The 16,854-nt window shown below is 59.3% G+C and carries 9 protein-coding genes; 4 read left to right on the forward strand and 5 right to left on the reverse strand.

Annotated features, from left to right (window positions below):
- The first annotated feature begins 43 nt into the window (after window positions 1–43).
- Genes Enr13x_RS27410 through Enr13x_RS27420 form a run of 3 tightly spaced genes read left to right on the forward strand, consistent with a single transcriptional unit; the run spans window position 44 to window position 3,334 of the window.
- The gene (locus Enr13x_RS27410) at window positions 44–2,017 is read left to right on the forward strand and encodes a type II and III secretion system protein family protein (protein ID WP_145390083.1); all 1,974 of its coding nucleotides are present in this window, start codon (window positions 44–46) and stop codon (window positions 2,015–2,017) included.
- Window positions 2,007–2,603, forward strand: a complete 597-nt coding sequence (locus Enr13x_RS27415; protein ID WP_231743817.1) for a hypothetical protein — start codon at window positions 2,007–2,009, stop codon at window positions 2,601–2,603. Before Enr13x_RS27410 ends, Enr13x_RS27415 begins: the two co-directional genes overlap by 11 nt.
- An 11-nt stretch (window positions 2,604–2,614) precedes the next feature.
- A complete protein-coding gene (locus Enr13x_RS27420) occupies window positions 2,615–3,334 on the forward strand; it encodes a tetratricopeptide repeat protein (protein ID WP_145390084.1) in 720 nt (239 codons plus the stop codon).
- Window positions 3,335–3,433: 99 nt separating this feature from the next.
- Here the strand turns inward: Enr13x_RS27420 and Enr13x_RS27425 are convergent, their stop codons facing one another.
- Both Enr13x_RS27425 and Enr13x_RS27430 read right to left on the reverse strand, forming a co-directional pair.
- The gene (locus tag Enr13x_RS27425) at window positions 3,434–4,540 is read right to left on the reverse strand and encodes a polysaccharide biosynthesis/export family protein (protein WP_145390085.1); all 1,107 of its coding nucleotides are present in this window, start codon (window positions 4,538–4,540) and stop codon (window positions 3,434–3,436) included.
- 136 nt (window positions 4,541–4,676) lie between these two features.
- Complete coding sequence (locus Enr13x_RS27430) at window positions 4,677–7,610, reverse strand: AsmA-like C-terminal region-containing protein (protein ID WP_231743818.1); 2,934 nt, start codon at window positions 7,608–7,610, stop codon at window positions 4,677–4,679.
- 508 nt (window positions 7,611–8,118) lie between these two features.
- Here Enr13x_RS27430 and Enr13x_RS27435 point away from each other — a divergent pair.
- The gene (locus Enr13x_RS27435; protein ID WP_145390086.1) at window positions 8,119–9,867 is read left to right on the forward strand and encodes an alanine/glycine:cation symporter family protein; all 1,749 of its coding nucleotides are present in this window, start codon (window positions 8,119–8,121) and stop codon (window positions 9,865–9,867) included.
- Window positions 9,868–10,026: 159 nt separating this feature from the next.
- Here Enr13x_RS27435 and Enr13x_RS27440 read toward each other — a convergent pair whose 3' ends face one another.
- The 3 genes from Enr13x_RS27440 to Enr13x_RS38300 all read right to left on the reverse strand — a co-directional run bounded on the left by Enr13x_RS27440 (window position 10,027) and on the right by Enr13x_RS38300 (window position 16,594).
- Window positions 10,027–11,307, reverse strand: coding sequence for a DUF1501 domain-containing protein (locus Enr13x_RS27440; protein WP_145390087.1), 1,281 nt, complete (start codon window positions 11,305–11,307; stop codon window positions 10,027–10,029).
- 104 nt (window positions 11,308–11,411) lie between these two features.
- Window positions 11,412–14,975: a DUF1553 domain-containing protein gene (locus Enr13x_RS27445; protein ID WP_197455389.1), complete on the reverse strand. Its 3,564-nt coding sequence runs from the start codon at window positions 14,973–14,975 to the stop codon at window positions 11,412–11,414.
- 251 nt (window positions 14,976–15,226) lie between these two features.
- Window positions 15,227–16,594 (reverse strand): CIA30 family protein, encoded by a 1,368-nt coding sequence (locus Enr13x_RS38300; protein ID WP_197455390.1) that lies wholly within the window; start codon window positions 16,592–16,594, stop codon window positions 15,227–15,229.
- Between the last annotated feature and the right edge of the window lie 260 nt (window positions 16,595–16,854).

Below are 16,854 nucleotides of genomic sequence, written 5' to 3' on the forward strand. Positions count from 1 at the left end.
ACAGCACGCGGCAACTTGTATCGGTCTGACTGACGGAGATTCCATGAAACCCTCTTGGCGACGACATCATCGAAAGCGATCACTTGCATTGCTGCTCGCCGGATTGATGGTCGCGGTGACCGTTCCCGCTGTGGCACAGGAGATCGAAGTTTCGCCGTCGATCCTGGCTCAGCAACCGGCGACTCCGCCCGCGCCTCCGGCCGAGTCGGTGCCAATTCGCTCGCGATTGCAAAGCAATTTTCCCCAGGAATTGATCCTGCCGCCGCCCAGCGAACGAGCCGAGCGGGATGCGTCGCGGTTCATTCCCACGTCGATTGACCCCGAACTGTCGTTGAAGCTGGTAGTGGGACGCCCGAAAGTCTTGCAACTTGCCGAAACGCCCAAACGGATCTACACGCCCGCTGACACGATCATTCGCACGGAGATCATTGACGAGCAAAGCGGCAAAGAGGTCGCCGTCACTGGAATGCAACCGGGCACAACGACGTTGATCTTTTGGTTCGATGACGATGGTGCCCCCGGCGGTCAAAGTACCGTGGCTTATGAAGTCCGTGTTTATGCCGATCCACTGTTTGCGCGTCCAACCGAAGACTTGCAAGCGGACCTCAATGAAAAGTTCCCCAACAGCTACATCGAACTGGACGAACTCGCCGATCGGTTGATCGTCCGCGGTCAAACGCCCGATGCGATCGAGATGTCGCAGATCCTCGATGTGCTATTGGGGGCGAGGCAAGCTAGAAACTGGAGCGGTCAAGCTTTGGAATCGCAGGCCGCACTCACAGCAGTGAACTTCACCACCACCGCTGAGCGACTGGAATCGGAGCGGGCAGCTGCATTCGCCGACCGCATTCTCGACGCACGCGCTCTTGCTGAGGCCGGCATCATCAACCAACTGAAGATCGTTGGCGAGCAGCAAGTGATGTTGAAAGTCACGGTCGCGGAAGTCAACCGCAGTGCCGCGCGCAGCATCGGGTTGAACTTCGGGGTCGACAACAACGACGGTTTGACCGTGTTTCAATCGCTGACCGGTGGTTTGACGCAAGCCGGTGGTGCCGGCAATCAAAGTGGTGCCAACATCCTCGCCTCGTTGGACATGGGCCAAGTTCGTTTGGCCATCGAAGCGCTCCGCACCATGAACCTGTCTCGCACTTTGGCCGAACCGAATCTGGTCGCCATGAATGGCCAGTCTGCGGACTTTCAAGCGGGCGGTCAATTTCCGATTCCCGTCATCAGCTCAGGCGGAGGCGGCGGAAACAATCTTCAAGGTGTCTCGTTCGTGCCCTTTGGTGTGCAGTTGCAATTCACGCCCTTTATCCAAGATCGCGATGTGATTCGATTGCAGATGAACGCGGAAGTGAGCACTCGCGATGAGTCCTTGGGCACGAGCATCGGCGGTGGAGGCGGTGGGACTCAGGTTTCGGGACTGAACAGCCGCAACTTTTCAACCACGGTGCAACTGCGCAGCGGCCAAACGATTGCCGTTGCGGGACTATTACAAACGAACTACGGGTCCAGTACGGATCGCGTTCCCTTCTGGGGTGACTTGCCGATCATCGGTGCCACCGGCGGCGTCAACCGCACGAGCGGTGGCGAGCAGGAACTCGTTGTCTTGGTCACACCACACTTGGTAGCCCCCGTCGACGCCGGATCCGCCCCCGCATTGCCCGGCCGCGATGTTCACGAACCCACCGACATCGAATTCTTCATTGCCAATCGATTGGAGAGTCGCCGCTCCAAAGACTATCGCTCGTCGGTTCGCACGGACTACGCACGTCAAAGGCATGCCGAGCATTGTCGTGCGGAACAGTTCATGATCGGCGAAGTCGGCCCGACCGATCGCTGCTATCCGCGACCGGCACCGGTCCCGCATGCTGCGATTCCGTCTGCAAGCAGCACGCACAGCACGCCAACGCAGCACAGCCCCACGATGGAACTGATTGAACCGCAGGGCATACCCGGTGCAGCGCCCGGCACAACCTTCCCCGGCATGATTCGACGAGGCATGGATGCTCAATAATTGGCACAAGACGACGCCGAATGGATTCCTGCTCACCGGTCTGATCGTTGTTTCACTGGCCGCAAGCGGTTGCGCGTCTCGCGGCGGAATCCTGGGCGTGGATTGTTGTGCCGACGTTCCAGCGGGTGCCGTTCCGCAACAAGCCGGCGCAAAACTTTGCGATTGGCAAACGGCTCAAGTCGGCGGTGCGGTCGCCGATCAAACAATGCTGTATCGATCCGACTTCATCGGCACGAGTACCACGCTGTCACCCGGTGCGATCGAACGAATGGCACGCAATGCGAACAGCGGATTGGCTGGCATGCAGCCGGCGATGATTGAACCATCCGGCGACGCTTCGTTAGACGCCGCGCGCGTGAACTCGGTCAACCGTCAACTGGTCAGCTTTGGAGTCACCGCGCCGACGACCGAAATCGCCACGCCCGCGGCACTCGGAATGCGAGGCCCACTGGCGGAACGAGTCGCCAGCGGATTCGGAGGCACACGGAACTCCTCCGCGGGCACTGGCGCACCGATTTCGCAGACCTCTGGTCTCGGCAGTCAGTCCGGCAGTTTCGGCGGCAACTTGCCGGGAGGCATCTTTTGATGAGAATCGGCATGATGATAAACCGGCGGTCTCGCAACGCGACGGTCATCTCTTTGGCACTCGCGCTTTCGGTCGGTTGCAGCAGCATCAAAAAGCATCGCGATTCGGATTTTTTGAAGCCGCTCGCATCGTCGTCGCCGGCTGAATCCAAAGCGAAACGCGAACCGATGCCCAGTGAACGATCGCTGTGCATGGAAACCGCCAAGACCGTGGCCGGACAAGGGTACGCCGCGGAAGCCATTCAACTTTACGAACGTGCTGAGCAACTCGATCCAGCCGCCGCGCCGCTTGATGCCGAGCTTGCCCCCTTGTACGCCGACGTCGGCAATCAAAACGCTGCGATCCAACGGTACCAACGATGCGTCGAGCGCACGCCTGATGACGTCGAGCTGTCCAACAACTTCGCTTGGACTTTGATGGAAGCCGGGCGTTATGACCAGGCGATCACCGAAGCGAGCCGGGGGTTACAAAACGACTCCAACCACGTCCGTCTCCGATCAACGCTGGCAATGATTCACTATCGACAAGGCGACCGAGCAGCAGCGTTCCAACAGTTTGAGCAAGCCCACGGATCCACCGTCGCCCATCACAACCTCGCGATCCTGGACATCGACGCCGGCAATCTCGACGCTGCCCAAGAGCATCTGCAACTCGCAAGGCAATCCGCTCAGCCCAACTCCAAAACCGAATCGCTAGTGTCCGCGCTAGAATCGCACGTCTCAACGCGATAGTCCGAACGGCTGGCCGAATGCGATGCTGCGGCGTTGCCGATCTCGTTCGGGCCCGCAGGGTTGGACGTATCCCAAGCCGACGCGCACTCTCCCTGGGCATCACTCCGACAGTGGCGCGAACTCTAATTCGCCATCGACGTCGGAATTGCCAGCTTTGGCGTCCGCCGGTTCGCCGGGCAGAGGGTCGTCGAGAGACTTGCCAAACTGAGGTTCAAACCGAGTGTTGACTTCATTCAGGTTCATCAGGTCACTCGGTCGGAGCGGATCGTCCGTCAATCGCGTCCAGCCCACGCTGCCGGGTGAGATCATCGTCTGGTCGACCATCGCCATCGGTTTGGCCGTCGAATGTTCTGGGTGTCGACTTGCCCGGTTGCAGCCTGAGCAACGGGAACACGTTTGGCTTGCCCGCCAGAACATGAGTTCGTCCATGCAAGATCGTGCGGCGACGAAGACGCGGTCACCGGGCTGCAGCTGATAGTTCGTTGCCGTGTTCCCCATCTGAACGATCTCGCGATAGCACACCGGCAGTGTGACGCGGCACTCACCGGGATCCGTCGGTCGGGCCAGCAGGATCTGACACGGGTTGGCGCTGGACGTCAGCCCACCGGCGCTGACGATCGCATCGAGCACCGTTTCTGATCCTGTCAACGGAAAGGAGCCGGGCGCGTTGACTTCACCAAAGACATAAAAACGATGAACCGGTTCAAGCAGTCTGACGTTGATGGCGATCGTGTCGCAGTCGTCGGGAAGCGAAGGTTGAGAGAGTGATTCCTTGACGTCGGGGCTTGTAAACGGTTTACAGGCCGAGATCTGTCGGCGGATCTGGTCGGTGATCTGTCTCTCGATCAACGCCTCGGCCTGTTCCAGATTCCTGCCGACAACGATGACGCGGCCGTAGGGACCGAGATCGACCGTGCCGTCGGCGAGCACCGATTGATCGGCCGGTAAACGCAGATCGCGATCCTGATTGACCGGTTCAATCAACAGTGCATCGCCCGGTTGAAGCGAATGTAGCGGCAACGCGCTCTTGGCGTTCTCTCGCGGGATGCTGTGCGGGATGCGTGAGGCTTCGAGAACAGTTTTGGCTTCCGTCGTCAACGTCGAGTTGGAAGGATAGAGTGAAAGCCCCAAGGGTGCGCATCCGGCACTTGCGGTCGTCAACAGAGCTGCCAGTACAAGCAGAACTTGGTAAACAGATCGTTGCATCGCCTCACCCATTGTCGTGGAACACTATCCAGAAAGACAATCGGCACGGTGAGTCGAGCGCGCGTGCTGAAAACAGATTTGCTATGGCGACACGCGCCATCCGCAGCACCGGAACGTATCGGTGAAAGCGATCCGATTACGAACCTCCGTCCAATCCATTCAATACGCTTAACGAGGTCCCCGCAAGGACGAGCCGTTGGCCTTCGCGAAGCAGGAACCGAGCGGCTTCCTCACGAAACGTTTCGACGGGTCGCAAACGCACGATCGGGTTTTGAGTTGTCCCCAGCACCGCGAGGACTACGGTCCGATCGCGAAACAGTTCGGTCACGCTGAAGATGGCCGATGCGGGCAGCAGAGAACGCAGAGCATACTTCTGTGCCAATTGGCCAAGGTTTGCGGCGATGTCACGATAGTCGCCGGTTGCGATCAGTGCGATCATGTCCAGACGACCGCTGCGGAGATAGAGTTTTCCGTCCGCTCGCACCAACGCGTTGTCCGAACCCAGCCAGAATTCGTCGATCACGACTACCCCCTGACCGATCAATCCTTTCGCTTCTCCCACATCAAAGGTCTGACCCGCGAGTGAGACGGGGCCGAGGAACTGCGATGCCGCGATCAGGCCAGGAATCGCGGCACTACGCGTTCGCCCCAACTGGAAATCGAATCGACCGGCAAGGTCGTCCACCGAACGAACCGACTTGCCCCCGAGTGACATTTCGCCCGTGATCTCTCCACTTGCGAGCGAACTGGAGCGCCCGAACGGATGCGTCAATCGAAACACGTCGACTCGCCGCGTTTTCCACCGGCTCGTCATGTCAAAGCCGCCACGACGACCGGACGACAGGTGCAGTTCGCCGTCAAGCTGTCCGCCACCGACACTTGATCGAACCGACGGGATGCTCACATCCCAACGCCATGATTTCAAGTTGGCGGACGCCGTGAGGGCACCGCGTGCCACGCCGATCGGCAAGTCGTATGCCACCAACTCGCGTCCATGGAGACTCCCTCGTATTCGAACCGATTCTTGATGCCCGGCAATGGTTACTTTGGTCGAGACGCGTCCCTGGATTCGCTCGGCCTTGTTACCCAGAAACCACAGTCCGCGATCCATCTGGATTCTCGATGCAACCAAACGAAGGTCGGCACGTGGGTAAAATGCTTCGTCACGATCAAACAAGTCGACTCGACCATCGAGCCGCAGCGATCCATTCGCATAGTCGCCTAAGAGCGGTTGGACCACAAAAACACCCTTTTCGAGTCGGCCGTTGAGACTCAGCTTTCGCGAAAGAAGACGCGAGCGATAATGGACGCGTGACAACTCAACGAACACCTTCGCCTGGAGGTTCGATTGGGCCTTGGGTTGCAAGTCGAAATCGACAACGACGTGGCCGCTCGCGTCACCCGTCAGCCCGACACGACGACCGACCGACAGATCGACCAAAGGGGTGATCGAAAGGTGTTCGAAACGAAATGTCGATTGGCCGAGTCGGGACATCACATCAGACCAACGATCGGTCGCCAGCACGTTGGCGACGGTTTGAACCTCGACCGACCCACCCAACAGATCGCCGCTCGCTTGCAACGCTAGTTCGCCTTGATTGGCGACAAGTTCTGCGACCAGTTCGCCGACCCGTTCCTCGTTGATCCTGATCTCTGCGACAGACAGCGTTGCCTTGCCCACGTGCTGATTCGGTTCCAATAGCTTGTCGATCGGAACACGCCAGTCGATGTTTCCCGCGATGGTGGCTGTAGCGATCGGAGAAACCTTGCCGAAGACTGGAATTCGGACGTTGGGACGGATGTCGGCGAATGACAAGACGGCAACCAAGTCACCTTGGCCCTGACGCGGCAGTGTGGCGGTTCCCGAAATCTGTCCACCGAAGGCTGTCGCCGATAGCGACTGGAGCGTCAGCGATTCGCTGGTGATCGAATACTTCGATCGTATCTTCACCAACGTGAACGAAGGCGGCAATGTCGCTTCATCGCGTCGTGGCAGCACATCGAATTGATTGGGCGTGAATCGGAGGGTGTGTTCCAGAACGCCCAGGTCGACACCTGCGACTTGCAACGACGGCGATGCGACGGAACCATCGATCTTCCAAGTCGACGCTTCCATTTCAGGGGCGAGGACACCGGCGCCACGGACGCGAAAGTCGAGTTTTCCATCGACCACCGCTGGGGTTGTCCGTTGGGTGGATCGACTCGAAAGTCGAGCGATCGCGCCGAGCGGTAGATCATCGCCGGCGAGTTCGAACGAAAACGCTCCTTCACCACCGAGCGGCACGTCACCCCGACCGATCAGTCGAATGTCGGATTGTCCGACGTTCGATGACGAAGCGATCAGATCGAATCCACTGAACTTCAGGCGTCCGTCCTCCATCGTGAGGTTGTCGATTTTTACATCGGCAGGCGGCAGACTGGCGAGCTTCAATCCTTGTCCATTGACCTTCCCTGCAAGTTCGTACGACTCCATCTCGCTGATGCGGTCGATCGGCGCGCGAAAACGAATGTCACCCGACAGCCTTCCTGCGTCCGGCAACAAATCGTTTTGCGAAGGGAGGAATTTGGCGATCAGGTCACTGATCGGGGAGAGCGCGATGTTGTTGATCTTCAGATCGGCTGTCGCATCTCCGCGCGGGACCAATTGCAGACTGCCACCGCCTTGGACCGTTCCGCTCGATTTGCGATCAGGGGCGACGACCGACGACTTCAGCCGTGTGAGCGTTGCCAACCCGTTGCGATAGGAGACCGAAGTTTCGAAGTCCTTCAGTTCGACATCATCGATCACCAGTCCCGGACTGGTCAGCGTGCCATCAAAACGATAGGCGGCGCCGTCCCTAAGCGACGTCAGCGGAATCCCCACGTCCAGTTTGACGGTCGCGGTTCCGCGCAGTTGGAGCCCAAGATCAATGCCGATGGATTTGAGCCGTCCGGCGAGTTTGTCGATGTCGACGTTTTCAAACTCCCATCGGGTCGTCCAATAACGCCCGGTTTTTGCGTCGGCCTTCTGAACGAGCTGGGGAGCCGCCGCCACTGGCGTTTGAGCAGAAAGGCTTCTCTGTGACGCCATCACTGCCATCGCAATCACAACCCGACCGACGTACCGGATTGCCGAGGAAAGGGCGGAGTGTAACGGGGTCATGTTTACGAGGTGTTCGCGAACGAAACTCCAGTCGTGCACGACCGAATTTCGGTAGTCAATGGTGAAGCGTTCTCCGGTTCCCACCGACATCAAACTCCCATTTCACTGCCGGTCGAATCCCGCGATTCCAAGCCGGAAAACCCGCAGGTTGGAGTCTGGTAGGGAAAATACCGTGTGAAGTCTAGGCCATCGATTGCCGCGAAACGCGACAAAGACCAACGATCTGGTCGATTGAGTGTGACGTGGTCAGCGGATCGTTGTAAAACGTCCTTATTGGTGCTTTGTCAACGCTAGGTTTTGGGGTCGGCAACATAGTGGCGTAAGCTTCCAGCTTGCGTTTCACGAGTGAAACGAGACGGCAAGCTGGAAGCTTACCCCACTTATAATTCTTGACGAAGCAACGACAATCCATTTTCCGTTTACCCCCTTGGGCAGGATGTATCTGAACCTCTTCACCCTCGATTCGATCAACGAGATCTTATGGGGTCCTTGGACTCCGTATGCGCTGCTCGCCGCGGGGGTGCTGTTCACGGTGTGGACCCGCTTCATTCAGTGGACCGCGGTGACGCATGGTGTCGATGTGATTCGCGGTCGCTATGACGATCCGGATGACCCGGGTGCGATCAGTCACTTCCAAGCGCTCTCCGCTGCGCTGTCGGCAACTGTCGGCTTGGGAAACATCGGAGGCGTCGCGCTTGCGGTTGGTGCGGGCGGCCCCGGCGCGCTCTTTTGGATGTGGGTCGTCGGTGTTCTGGGCATGGCGTTGAAATCAGTCGAAATCACGCTCGCGATGCTGTACCGAAAGACGGAGGATCCGGAAAATCCATCCGGCGGCGCGATGTGGGTCGTCGAGCAAGTGCTCGGCAGCAAGGGAGGCATTTGGCGGGTCATCGGCCGAGCCTGCGGCGTGTTCTTTTGCATCACGCTTGTCATCGCGACGTTCACCAATGGGAATATGTTCCAGGCGTGGAGTGTCGCCGAATTGAGTGAGCGTTATTTCGGCGTCCCCAAGCTGTTCACCGGCATCGCCATGGCGCTGATCGTCGGCCTGGTCATCGTCGGCGGCATCAAACGGATCGGCAGCGTTGCCGCGACACTTGTCCCGATGATGTGCCTGCTGTACTTGGTCTCCGCGTTCGTCGTCTTGGCGATTCATGTCACTGAGATCCCGTCACTTCTGATGACCGTCGTACGATGCGCGTTCCAACCCACCGAGGCGGTCGGCGCGTTTGTTGGAGGCACCGCCGGTTGGGGATTCATTCAAGGGATGAAGCGGGCGTTCTTCTCCAACGAGGCGGGACTGGGATCCGCGCCGATCGCCCACGCAGCGGCAAAGACCAGCGAAGCGGCGCGCGAAGGAATCGTCGGCGGGCTCGGACCGTTCATCGATACCCTTTGCATTTGCACGCTGACAGGTTTGGTGATCCTTTGCACGAGCACGTGGAATCGGGAGCCGATCGGGGAGTGTACGAGACGGCTGGAAATCCAAAAGCAGGTCCAACCCGGGGAAGACGGGGACATCACCTTTTCCGTTGTCTCGGCCGCGGAACCGGCGGATCTTCCGACGGACGAATCAGGTGCGTGGGCTGTCGGCGACCGCTTCTTCATCGTCGGCGATGCGGGCGACGCAATCCATCGCAAAACCGGAAGCTCTCGCGTCAAACTCTTTGGCGAAATCACCGAGGACCAAGAACCCTCCATCCGATGGGAGCCGCTTTCGGTCATTCCGCGCGATTGGGACGGTGTGGTCGGGGAGATCACGATCGGGTCAGCCGCCGTTTATCGCGACCACGCCGGTGCCGAACTCACGGCGTTTGCGTTCGACCGCGAATTCCCGGGGCTGGGGCGTTGGTTGGTGACGTTCGCAGCGTGGCTGTTCGCGATTTCTTCGATGATCTCTTGGAGCTACTACGGCGAGCAAGGGATGATCTACTTGCTGGGCCAGAAAAGTGTGCTGCCGTTCAAGTGCGTTTTCTTGGCGGGTGCGATCTACGCCGCAAATTGGATCGAGAACGCCGACGAAATGGTGAAGTTCATGGACCTGGGGACGGGCGCCATGCTCTGGGCCAACATCCCGATCGTGCTGGTCCTGGGGCACCTGGCCGTCCGATCGCTCGCAGACTATCGAAAGAAGCTCGCCGAGGGTCGCTTCAAACGTCACGATGGCGGCCAATCGTTGCGGTGACCGGGGTTCACTGGTCAATCGCAAGAATGAAGGAAAGGCATTTATAGGGATTGGGGGTTCATCCGGGGCGATTGGTGTTGGCGTTTGCGGAAAGCAGCACGATGAATCGAATGATGGTTGGCATGGTGAGAGCGAGTTCGTGTGGGCGATGCTTTTGCGCTATGCAAAAAGAGCTTTGACAGGTTTGCCGCGATCGGTAATCGGCACCGGTCGCGCTCCGTCGAACAGTTCCAGAGCCGGGTCGATGCCGAGCGCCGCATGAATGGTGGCGTGGAAGTCGGGAACGGATACGGGGTTTTCGACGACCTTTTTGCTCAGCTCGTCGGTCACCCCATAGGCGCCTTGGTGATTCAGCCCGCCGCCGGCGAGGAGCAGGCTGAAGCAACTGCCCTGGTGGCCGCGGCCGCCTCGACCGTCGTAGCTGGCCGGACGTCCGAATTCCGTACCGAGCGCGACGAGCGTCTTGTCGAGCAATCCCTGTTGCTCCAGGTCGGTCAGCAGTGCCGACAGGGCGACGTCGAGTTCCTGAATCAGCAGATGCTGGTTTCGCTGACCTTCGTTGTGCGTGTCCCACCCCGTGCCGTTGATGAAATTGAGATTGTGCGAGACTTCGATGAACCGCACGCCGGCTTGAACAAGACGCCGAGCCAGCAGGCATCGTTGGCCAAATTCGCCACCATAGGCGTTGCGGAGATCGGCGAGTTCGTCCTGCAGTCGGAAGTTCCGCATGAATTCGGGACCCGCCAGTCGCATCGCTTCGGCTTGAGCAGCCTTGTACTGCTCGATGACGGAGCCTCGGGGGACGTTTCCCGTCAGCGGTTCCAGCAGTTCATGGCGGCGTTGGATCCGTGCCGGCGTGACATCATCCGGGTGCGTGAATCCGGCCGGACCACTTTCGGTATCGACCAGATAAACGTATCCGCCCTTGGCGCCGAGAAATCCCGGGCCGCGACTGACGTTGGGATAACCGATCAGCATATAAGCGGGCACATCGGGATTCGCGGCACCTCGAACGTGCCCGATGATCGAACCGATCGACGGGTACGTCGTGCTGCCGCTGATCTGGCGCCCGGTGTGGACAAAGTTGGTGCCGAAGGCGTGTTCGTCGATCAGGTGATGATTGATCGTCCGCATCGCGGTCAGCCGGTCGGCGAGCTTTGCAGTGCGATGCAGGTGCTCGCAGAATTTTACGCCGGGGACGATCGTATCAACGGTCTCGTATTCCGATCCGGCGACTTTGGGAGACGCTTTGGAATTGCCTCGTCGCTTGGGATCGAACGTGTCGATCTGTGACATCCCTCCGCCCAGCCAGAGGAACACAACGTGTTCCGCCCTGCCTTTGGGAATGTGAACCGGCGCCGGTGCGGCCTGCAGCCCAATTCCGGCAACGGCGGATCCGGCGATTGTCGCGGATTGTTGAAGAAAGTGTCGTCGATTCATGAGGGGTTTCGTCGGAGAGGAATGTGCAACGGCGTTCCCAGGTTGTCGGTGCAGGATGTCGGCGGAGACGACTGGCGGCCATGGGAGGCGATCGTCCTGGCGTTTTACGGGGAATAGATCCATTCGGGCGCATTGAGTATCGCCCACAGCGCGTCTTCCATGCGGAGACGCCAGTCGTTGGTCAAGGCGTAGGTTGCGGGTTCGCCACGACGGGCGGCGGCTTCTTTCTGCACGGCCAGCGTGTTGGCAGGGCCGTCGACGTGGTTGGACCAACTCACATAGCGAACCCGTTCGCGTTTGACGGGCGTCGGTGTGACTCGTTCCGCTTCGGGGATGATTCGAGTGTCATATCCCTCGGACAGGAATCGGACATAACGGTTCCGCTCGGCTGCCGTCGGCCGCCGTGTCAACAAACGCAGGAACAGGCGGTCGACAAGCTGCTCGACCGGTTGGTCTTCCAGCACCAGTTGCGTGATCCCGTGACGGTCGCTCAGTCGCGTCAGCCAGACACTCATCACACCGTTGCCGAAAATGGCCGGCTGCAAAATGTTGGGTTCCGTATCACGCTCGCTGCGCGGATCCTGTCGGGCGCCGCGCCAGCCAAAGGCTTTCAGGACGCTGGCCACGGCGGTGACGCGGGGCAGTCCCAAACTGGGGCGATCGCGTTCGTTGGACGTGGACGCCAGCATCCAAGATCGGCGGGGCTTGCCCAGTGTGAGTGCGTTTTTGATCTCCCGCACGCTGTCGATATCCAGACTGACTTCTTCCAGATCGAAGGGGGTGCCTGTCGCGTGAAAGACCGAGTCGACGATCTGTTCGGCCGTCAGACGACGCGGGGCCGGCGAGATGTACAGCGGACTGGTTTCCCTGAGCAGCGGATCGGTGGCCCGTTGGTAGGCATGGGAGTTCAGAATGAGCCGGCTGATCGCCTTGACGTCATACCCCGATTCGACGAACCGACGCCCCAGCCAGCGCAACAGGTCTGGATGTGATGGTTCGCCCTTTTCCCAATCCGACACATTTGCCACGAGCCCCCGTCCCATCAGACGCTGCCAAATGCGGTTGACCATCACCTGAGCAAACCGCTCGTTCTGCGGCGCCGTGATCAGGGCCGCGAGCCGATCGCGTGAGTCGTCTGGATTTTCGGCCAGAACGTCGGCAACCGATTCGTCACAGTAACGCTCGAATGGCCAAGCCGGATTGATTTTGGCGCCGGGTTTGAGCGTCACTTCAATCAGCGGTTTGCGGCCGCGTTGATGCAGTTGATCCTGAGGGACGCTGCTGGTTTTGGGCAGCTGGATCGTGTCCTTTTTAAGCAACGCCGCAAGCTGCATCAGGTCTTTCTGCCGCGAGAGGTGCCCGGGAGCATCATGGCAACGGGCACATTTCATGTCGACGCCGAGGAACGCCGAGCTGACAATCATTCCCTTGGCCGCCATCGGCAGATCGTTCTGCGACGCCGTGCCGAAGCCCGCCGGTCCACCAAACCGTTCGCTGCCTTCCATCCGAATCAATTCGGTGACGAACAGATCGGCGGGTTTGTTGTCAACCAGTGATTCGTACAACCACCAGCGAAACGGGCCGGTGTTGTTAAGCGTCGGGTTGATGATATTCGGGTTTTCGGCCAGCACGTCGAGCCAATAGCCCATCCAATGATCGGCCCATCGCTTGTCGTCGAGCAGCCGATCGATGACACGAGCGCGACGGTCCGCACTGGCAAGATCGCTTTCCGAGGACATCGAACCCTGGACACGGACGACGTCGGATGGCCGCCGTACGTCGTCATTCAGGAAGGCATTGATTTCAGCTTCGCTGGGGGGCACGCCCACGGTGTCGAGCGTGACCCGGCGAAGAAAGGTAAGGTCGTCGGCTGGCGGAGTCGGTTCGAAATCGACCACATCGAACTGGGGCCACGCGGCGCCGTCGTTGATCCACCGTGTCAACCGATCAATCTGGTCATCAGACAACGGATCGCCCGTCGGCGGCATGACGATGCCTTCGTCTTGTGACGTGATGCGATCGAGCAGCGCACTGGCGTCGGCTTTGCCGGGAACGATGGCAGGTCCGTCAGACTCGCCGCCGACCAGCACGGACGCGTGATCATCGAGGCGCAGATCGCCCTGAGCCTTCTGCCCTTGATGACAATCGTAGCAGCGCTCCTCCAGCAGCGGGCGGATGTCTTTGAAGTAGTCCACTTCGGACCGTTTGCTCTGGTTTGCCTCGCGGGCAACCGAGGCGATCCGAGAGGCGATGAAATGGTCGATTTCATTGTTCGCCGAAAAGCCGTCGGGCAGTTCCGGGACGACGACCGGTTCGGTGGCGGCCAGCCAATCGGATGCGGCCATGCGACGCCGGTTCCAGTAATCGCTGTGACCTGCGCGGCATTTCTCTCGGGCAGTTGCGTTGACTTGGTCGAGCCACGCCTGTCGATCGGCGGCAAACGCGTTCCAGCCGGCATCGTTGTAAGCCACCTGACGTTTTCCAGGCGAAAGCAGCGACCACGATTCGCTGCCTTGCAGTGAGATCGCGGCGACGGTTTCACCGAGTTCCGGCCTTTGTTTTGAATTGCCTTTGATGTTGCCGAGCATGGATTCGAGAATCACGAAGTGCTCGCCGCCGGCAGATTCAAACTCGCACCAGGCGTCGCGGTTTCCGGGCGGCGCGAAGCGGAAATCCGGACCGAGATCGAGGTAATCGTCCTGTGCAGCCAGCGGCGTATGGCCACCGGAGTCGAGTGTTCGCGGTCCGTTCTCAAGTATCTCTTTTCCGTCGATGAACAACCGTGATAATCCCCGTCCACGCAGCAGCAGACGATGTTTGCCTTGGGGCAATTTCACGACGGCCGACGCCCGGACGTGCGACGGATTGTGACGGTCGGCCCGGACGCCGGTGGAGATGTACTTGTGCGGGACTGCGAACAAGCCGAACACGTCTTCCAGGTACGTTTCGGTGACCCGCGGCTCTTCGGGCCAGCCACTCGATTCGGGGACACCTTGTTCGCTGATCTGCACGAGCACTTTTCCGGCAGGAATCATCTCGCGTGTGACAGCCGGCGGCGGCGGCACATACCGGTATCGCTGAGCGATTTCGTTCGTGTCAAAGCCGCTGCGATAGATCGCCAGGTTGTCGAGCCACCCGTTGAACGACGAGTTTGCGCTGCGTGTGTATCCGGTGCCGATGACAAGGTCGTCGGCGTCCTGAACGGGTGGAAGATCCGTCTTGCCGTTCAGATCCCATTTGCCCGTGACCGGTTTTCCGTCGATCCAAGCTTGCAGACTCTCTGCATTGCCGAACGTGTACTGCAATGCCACGTGATGCCAGCCGGTGGAAGGCACGGTCGTTTCGCTCCACCACCGATGCCACGCAAATTCCTGGGTCTCGGGATGCCGGCTGGTGAAGAGGAACCCGAATCGGGCGCCGCCGCCGGTTTCCTGAAACCGGACGGCATAATTCTGGTTCGTCTCGGGAAACGTTTCGCCATGACTGACGTGTCGTCCCTTGCCGACGACATAGGCGACATGTCCCCGCCCCAACGACCGTATTTTCACCCAGGTTTCGAAACCGAACGTGTCGCCGATGCCGAACCGGACGTTGGTGAATCCACCCCGCCGATGATCTTTCACCTCGATCGCGCCAGCGTGTCCGGTGAACGACATGGCACGGTTCATGGCGTCAAACCCGGGATACCTGGGCGGACGAGGGCCATCGGCGGCAGTCCCCGGCTTGCCCGTCCACGCTCCAGGCGATGAGGCTCCATCAAAACGCCACTCAAGGATCGGTTCGGCTGCGGCAGCGAATCCGGCTGTCGCAAGGAAAATGGTGGTGAGAAGAATCGAAATTGTCTTCATGTCAACTTGATAGCGTACCAGCGTCCAATCGGAGTCTGTGAGCGTTCATCATAAACGCCCATCATAAACGCTCATCGCGCTTCATTGATAAATTTAAACAGTGCCTTTGTTGGCGGATCGCCGGGCAGCCCCAGTTCTCGATTGATCGTTCCATGGGTCTTGCCTTTTGCCGCGAAGACTCGAGCATCAACACCAGCCTTTTTCAGGGCATCCGCGAAAGCTTGTGATCGAGCGGTGGAGTCGGCACGGCTGGCGACGTGAAGGATCAGGAACGGTGGAATGTCATTGCCCTTGGCCACGTAGGTGATCGGCGACAATTCCTTCTGACGCGTTTCGCTTTCGCCGAAAACCGCAATCTGCAGGGGGCTCCGCCGGGGACGGATGCTCTTGGCGTGATTGGCAACATCGTACGCGGCTGTATCGACGGGCATGCAGCCCGTGATGTCGCCCAGAGACATCCCCTCGGCCTTGAGGTAACGCTCATCGGTGCAAATCAACGCCGCCAAATGGGCTCCCGCCGAGTGTCCGGCAACGAAGAGTGTTTCCCGGTCACCGCCGAAATCGTCGGCGTGATCGTGGCCCCACTTGATCGCCTTGGCGATGTCACCAGTCATTTCCTCGACGGTGACCGCCGGCACGAAGCGATAGTTGATAGAGATGAACACCATTCCTTTTTCGACAAACGCTTGGGGTTTGCGTTGCACGCCGGCTTTGTCACCTTTTTGCCAGCCACCTCCGTGAATCCAGAAGGCGATCGGATGGTCTTCGCCTTCGGTGGGCGCATAGACATCGAGTTTTTGCCGCGCGTGGCCACTGTCGACGTAGGCGATGTCACGACGCACGGTCATTGTTTCAGAGACGGCCGGGTCGCTGCGCGTCTTGATCCATTCGACTTCCAGCTTGAACGGCCCGGCTTGCTTGTCGCTGAGCTGGATTCCCATTCCGCTGACGTTGCCGGGATCAAACTTCTCGTTCGGATCGACGCGGCCTCGCCAGGTGGCCACGAACTTGTCCATCGGCAACACGACTTCGATCCATTTGTCCTTTTCGGTTTTGAAGGATTGTCGGTAGGAGTTTCTGCTGACGCTTCGTGGCACATTGAGACGGAAGTTGTACTCACGACCGTCACCGCGTACTCGGATCACGATCGAATCGCCTTGTTTGAGCCCCAGTTTGGATTCTCGTGATCGGACCGATGCGAAGCCCCCGTTGTTCTCCAGCGACAGCGTGCCGTAGAACACCATGTGTTGGTCTTCGTTGATTTGGAAGCGGCCATCGGAGCGGCCGCCCATCACGCCATCGTTGACGGTTTGCCAGGCCATGGCCGCATCAGCGTCGTTGAATTTGAACAAGACTCGATCCTCTGCGATGACCGATGAACTCGGGAGAAAGGAGGCGCCCGCGAGAAAGACGGTCAGCAGCAGCATTCGTAAGATCATGGTCTTCTCTCTCATCACGTGAAGGCTTGCTCCGCTAGACGGCGATTCAGAACTTCCAGCGGGCGGTCGGCGTCATCGGTTCCGACACGTAGCATACCAGGAACCTATCGGACGAAAGTGACTCGCGATCGGAACCATCAAATCGATGTCCGTCTGCGAGAAGACGGTCGGGCAACTGATTGATGCAGAACTCGATATGGGAGCATCCCAAGTGACGGTCGTGTGACGCGAGGCGAGGCAGATTGGACTCACCGATTGAG

Origin of the sequence: Stieleria neptunia (genome assembly GCF_007754155.1) — a bacterium.
GTDB classification, from domain to species: domain Bacteria; phylum Planctomycetota; class Planctomycetia; order Pirellulales; family Pirellulaceae; genus Stieleria; species Stieleria neptunia.

Bases quoted from the DNA above. Each gene is read 5' to 3' on its own strand.
- Enr13x_RS27410 (WP_145390083.1), top strand. From the start codon at position 44: ATGAAACCCTCTTGGCGACGACATCATCGAAAGCGATCACTTGCATTG.
- Enr13x_RS27415 (WP_231743817.1), top strand. From the start codon at position 2,007: ATGCTCAATAATTGGCACAAGACGACGCCGAATGGATTCCTGCTCACC.
- Enr13x_RS27420 (WP_145390084.1), top strand. From the start codon at position 2,615: ATGATGATAAACCGGCGGTCTCGCAACGCGACGGTCATCTCTTTGGCA.
- Enr13x_RS27425 (WP_145390085.1), bottom strand. From the start codon at position 4,540: ATGCAACGATCTGTTTACCAAGTTCTGCTTGTACTGGCAGCTCTGTTG.
- Enr13x_RS27430 (WP_231743818.1), bottom strand. From the start codon at position 7,610: ATGGCGTCACAGAGAAGCCTTTCTGCTCAAACGCCAGTGGCGGCGGCT.
- Enr13x_RS27435 (WP_145390086.1), top strand. From the start codon at position 8,119: ATGTATCTGAACCTCTTCACCCTCGATTCGATCAACGAGATCTTATGG.
- Enr13x_RS27440 (WP_145390087.1), bottom strand. From the start codon at position 11,307: ATGAATCGACGACACTTTCTTCAACAATCCGCGACAATCGCCGGATCC.
- Enr13x_RS27445 (WP_197455389.1), bottom strand. From the start codon at position 14,975: ATGAACCGTGCCATGTCGTTCACCGGACACGCTGGCGCGATCGAGGTG.
- Enr13x_RS38300 (WP_197455390.1), bottom strand. From the start codon at position 16,594: ATGATCTTACGAATGCTGCTGCTGACCGTCTTTCTCGCGGGCGCCTCC.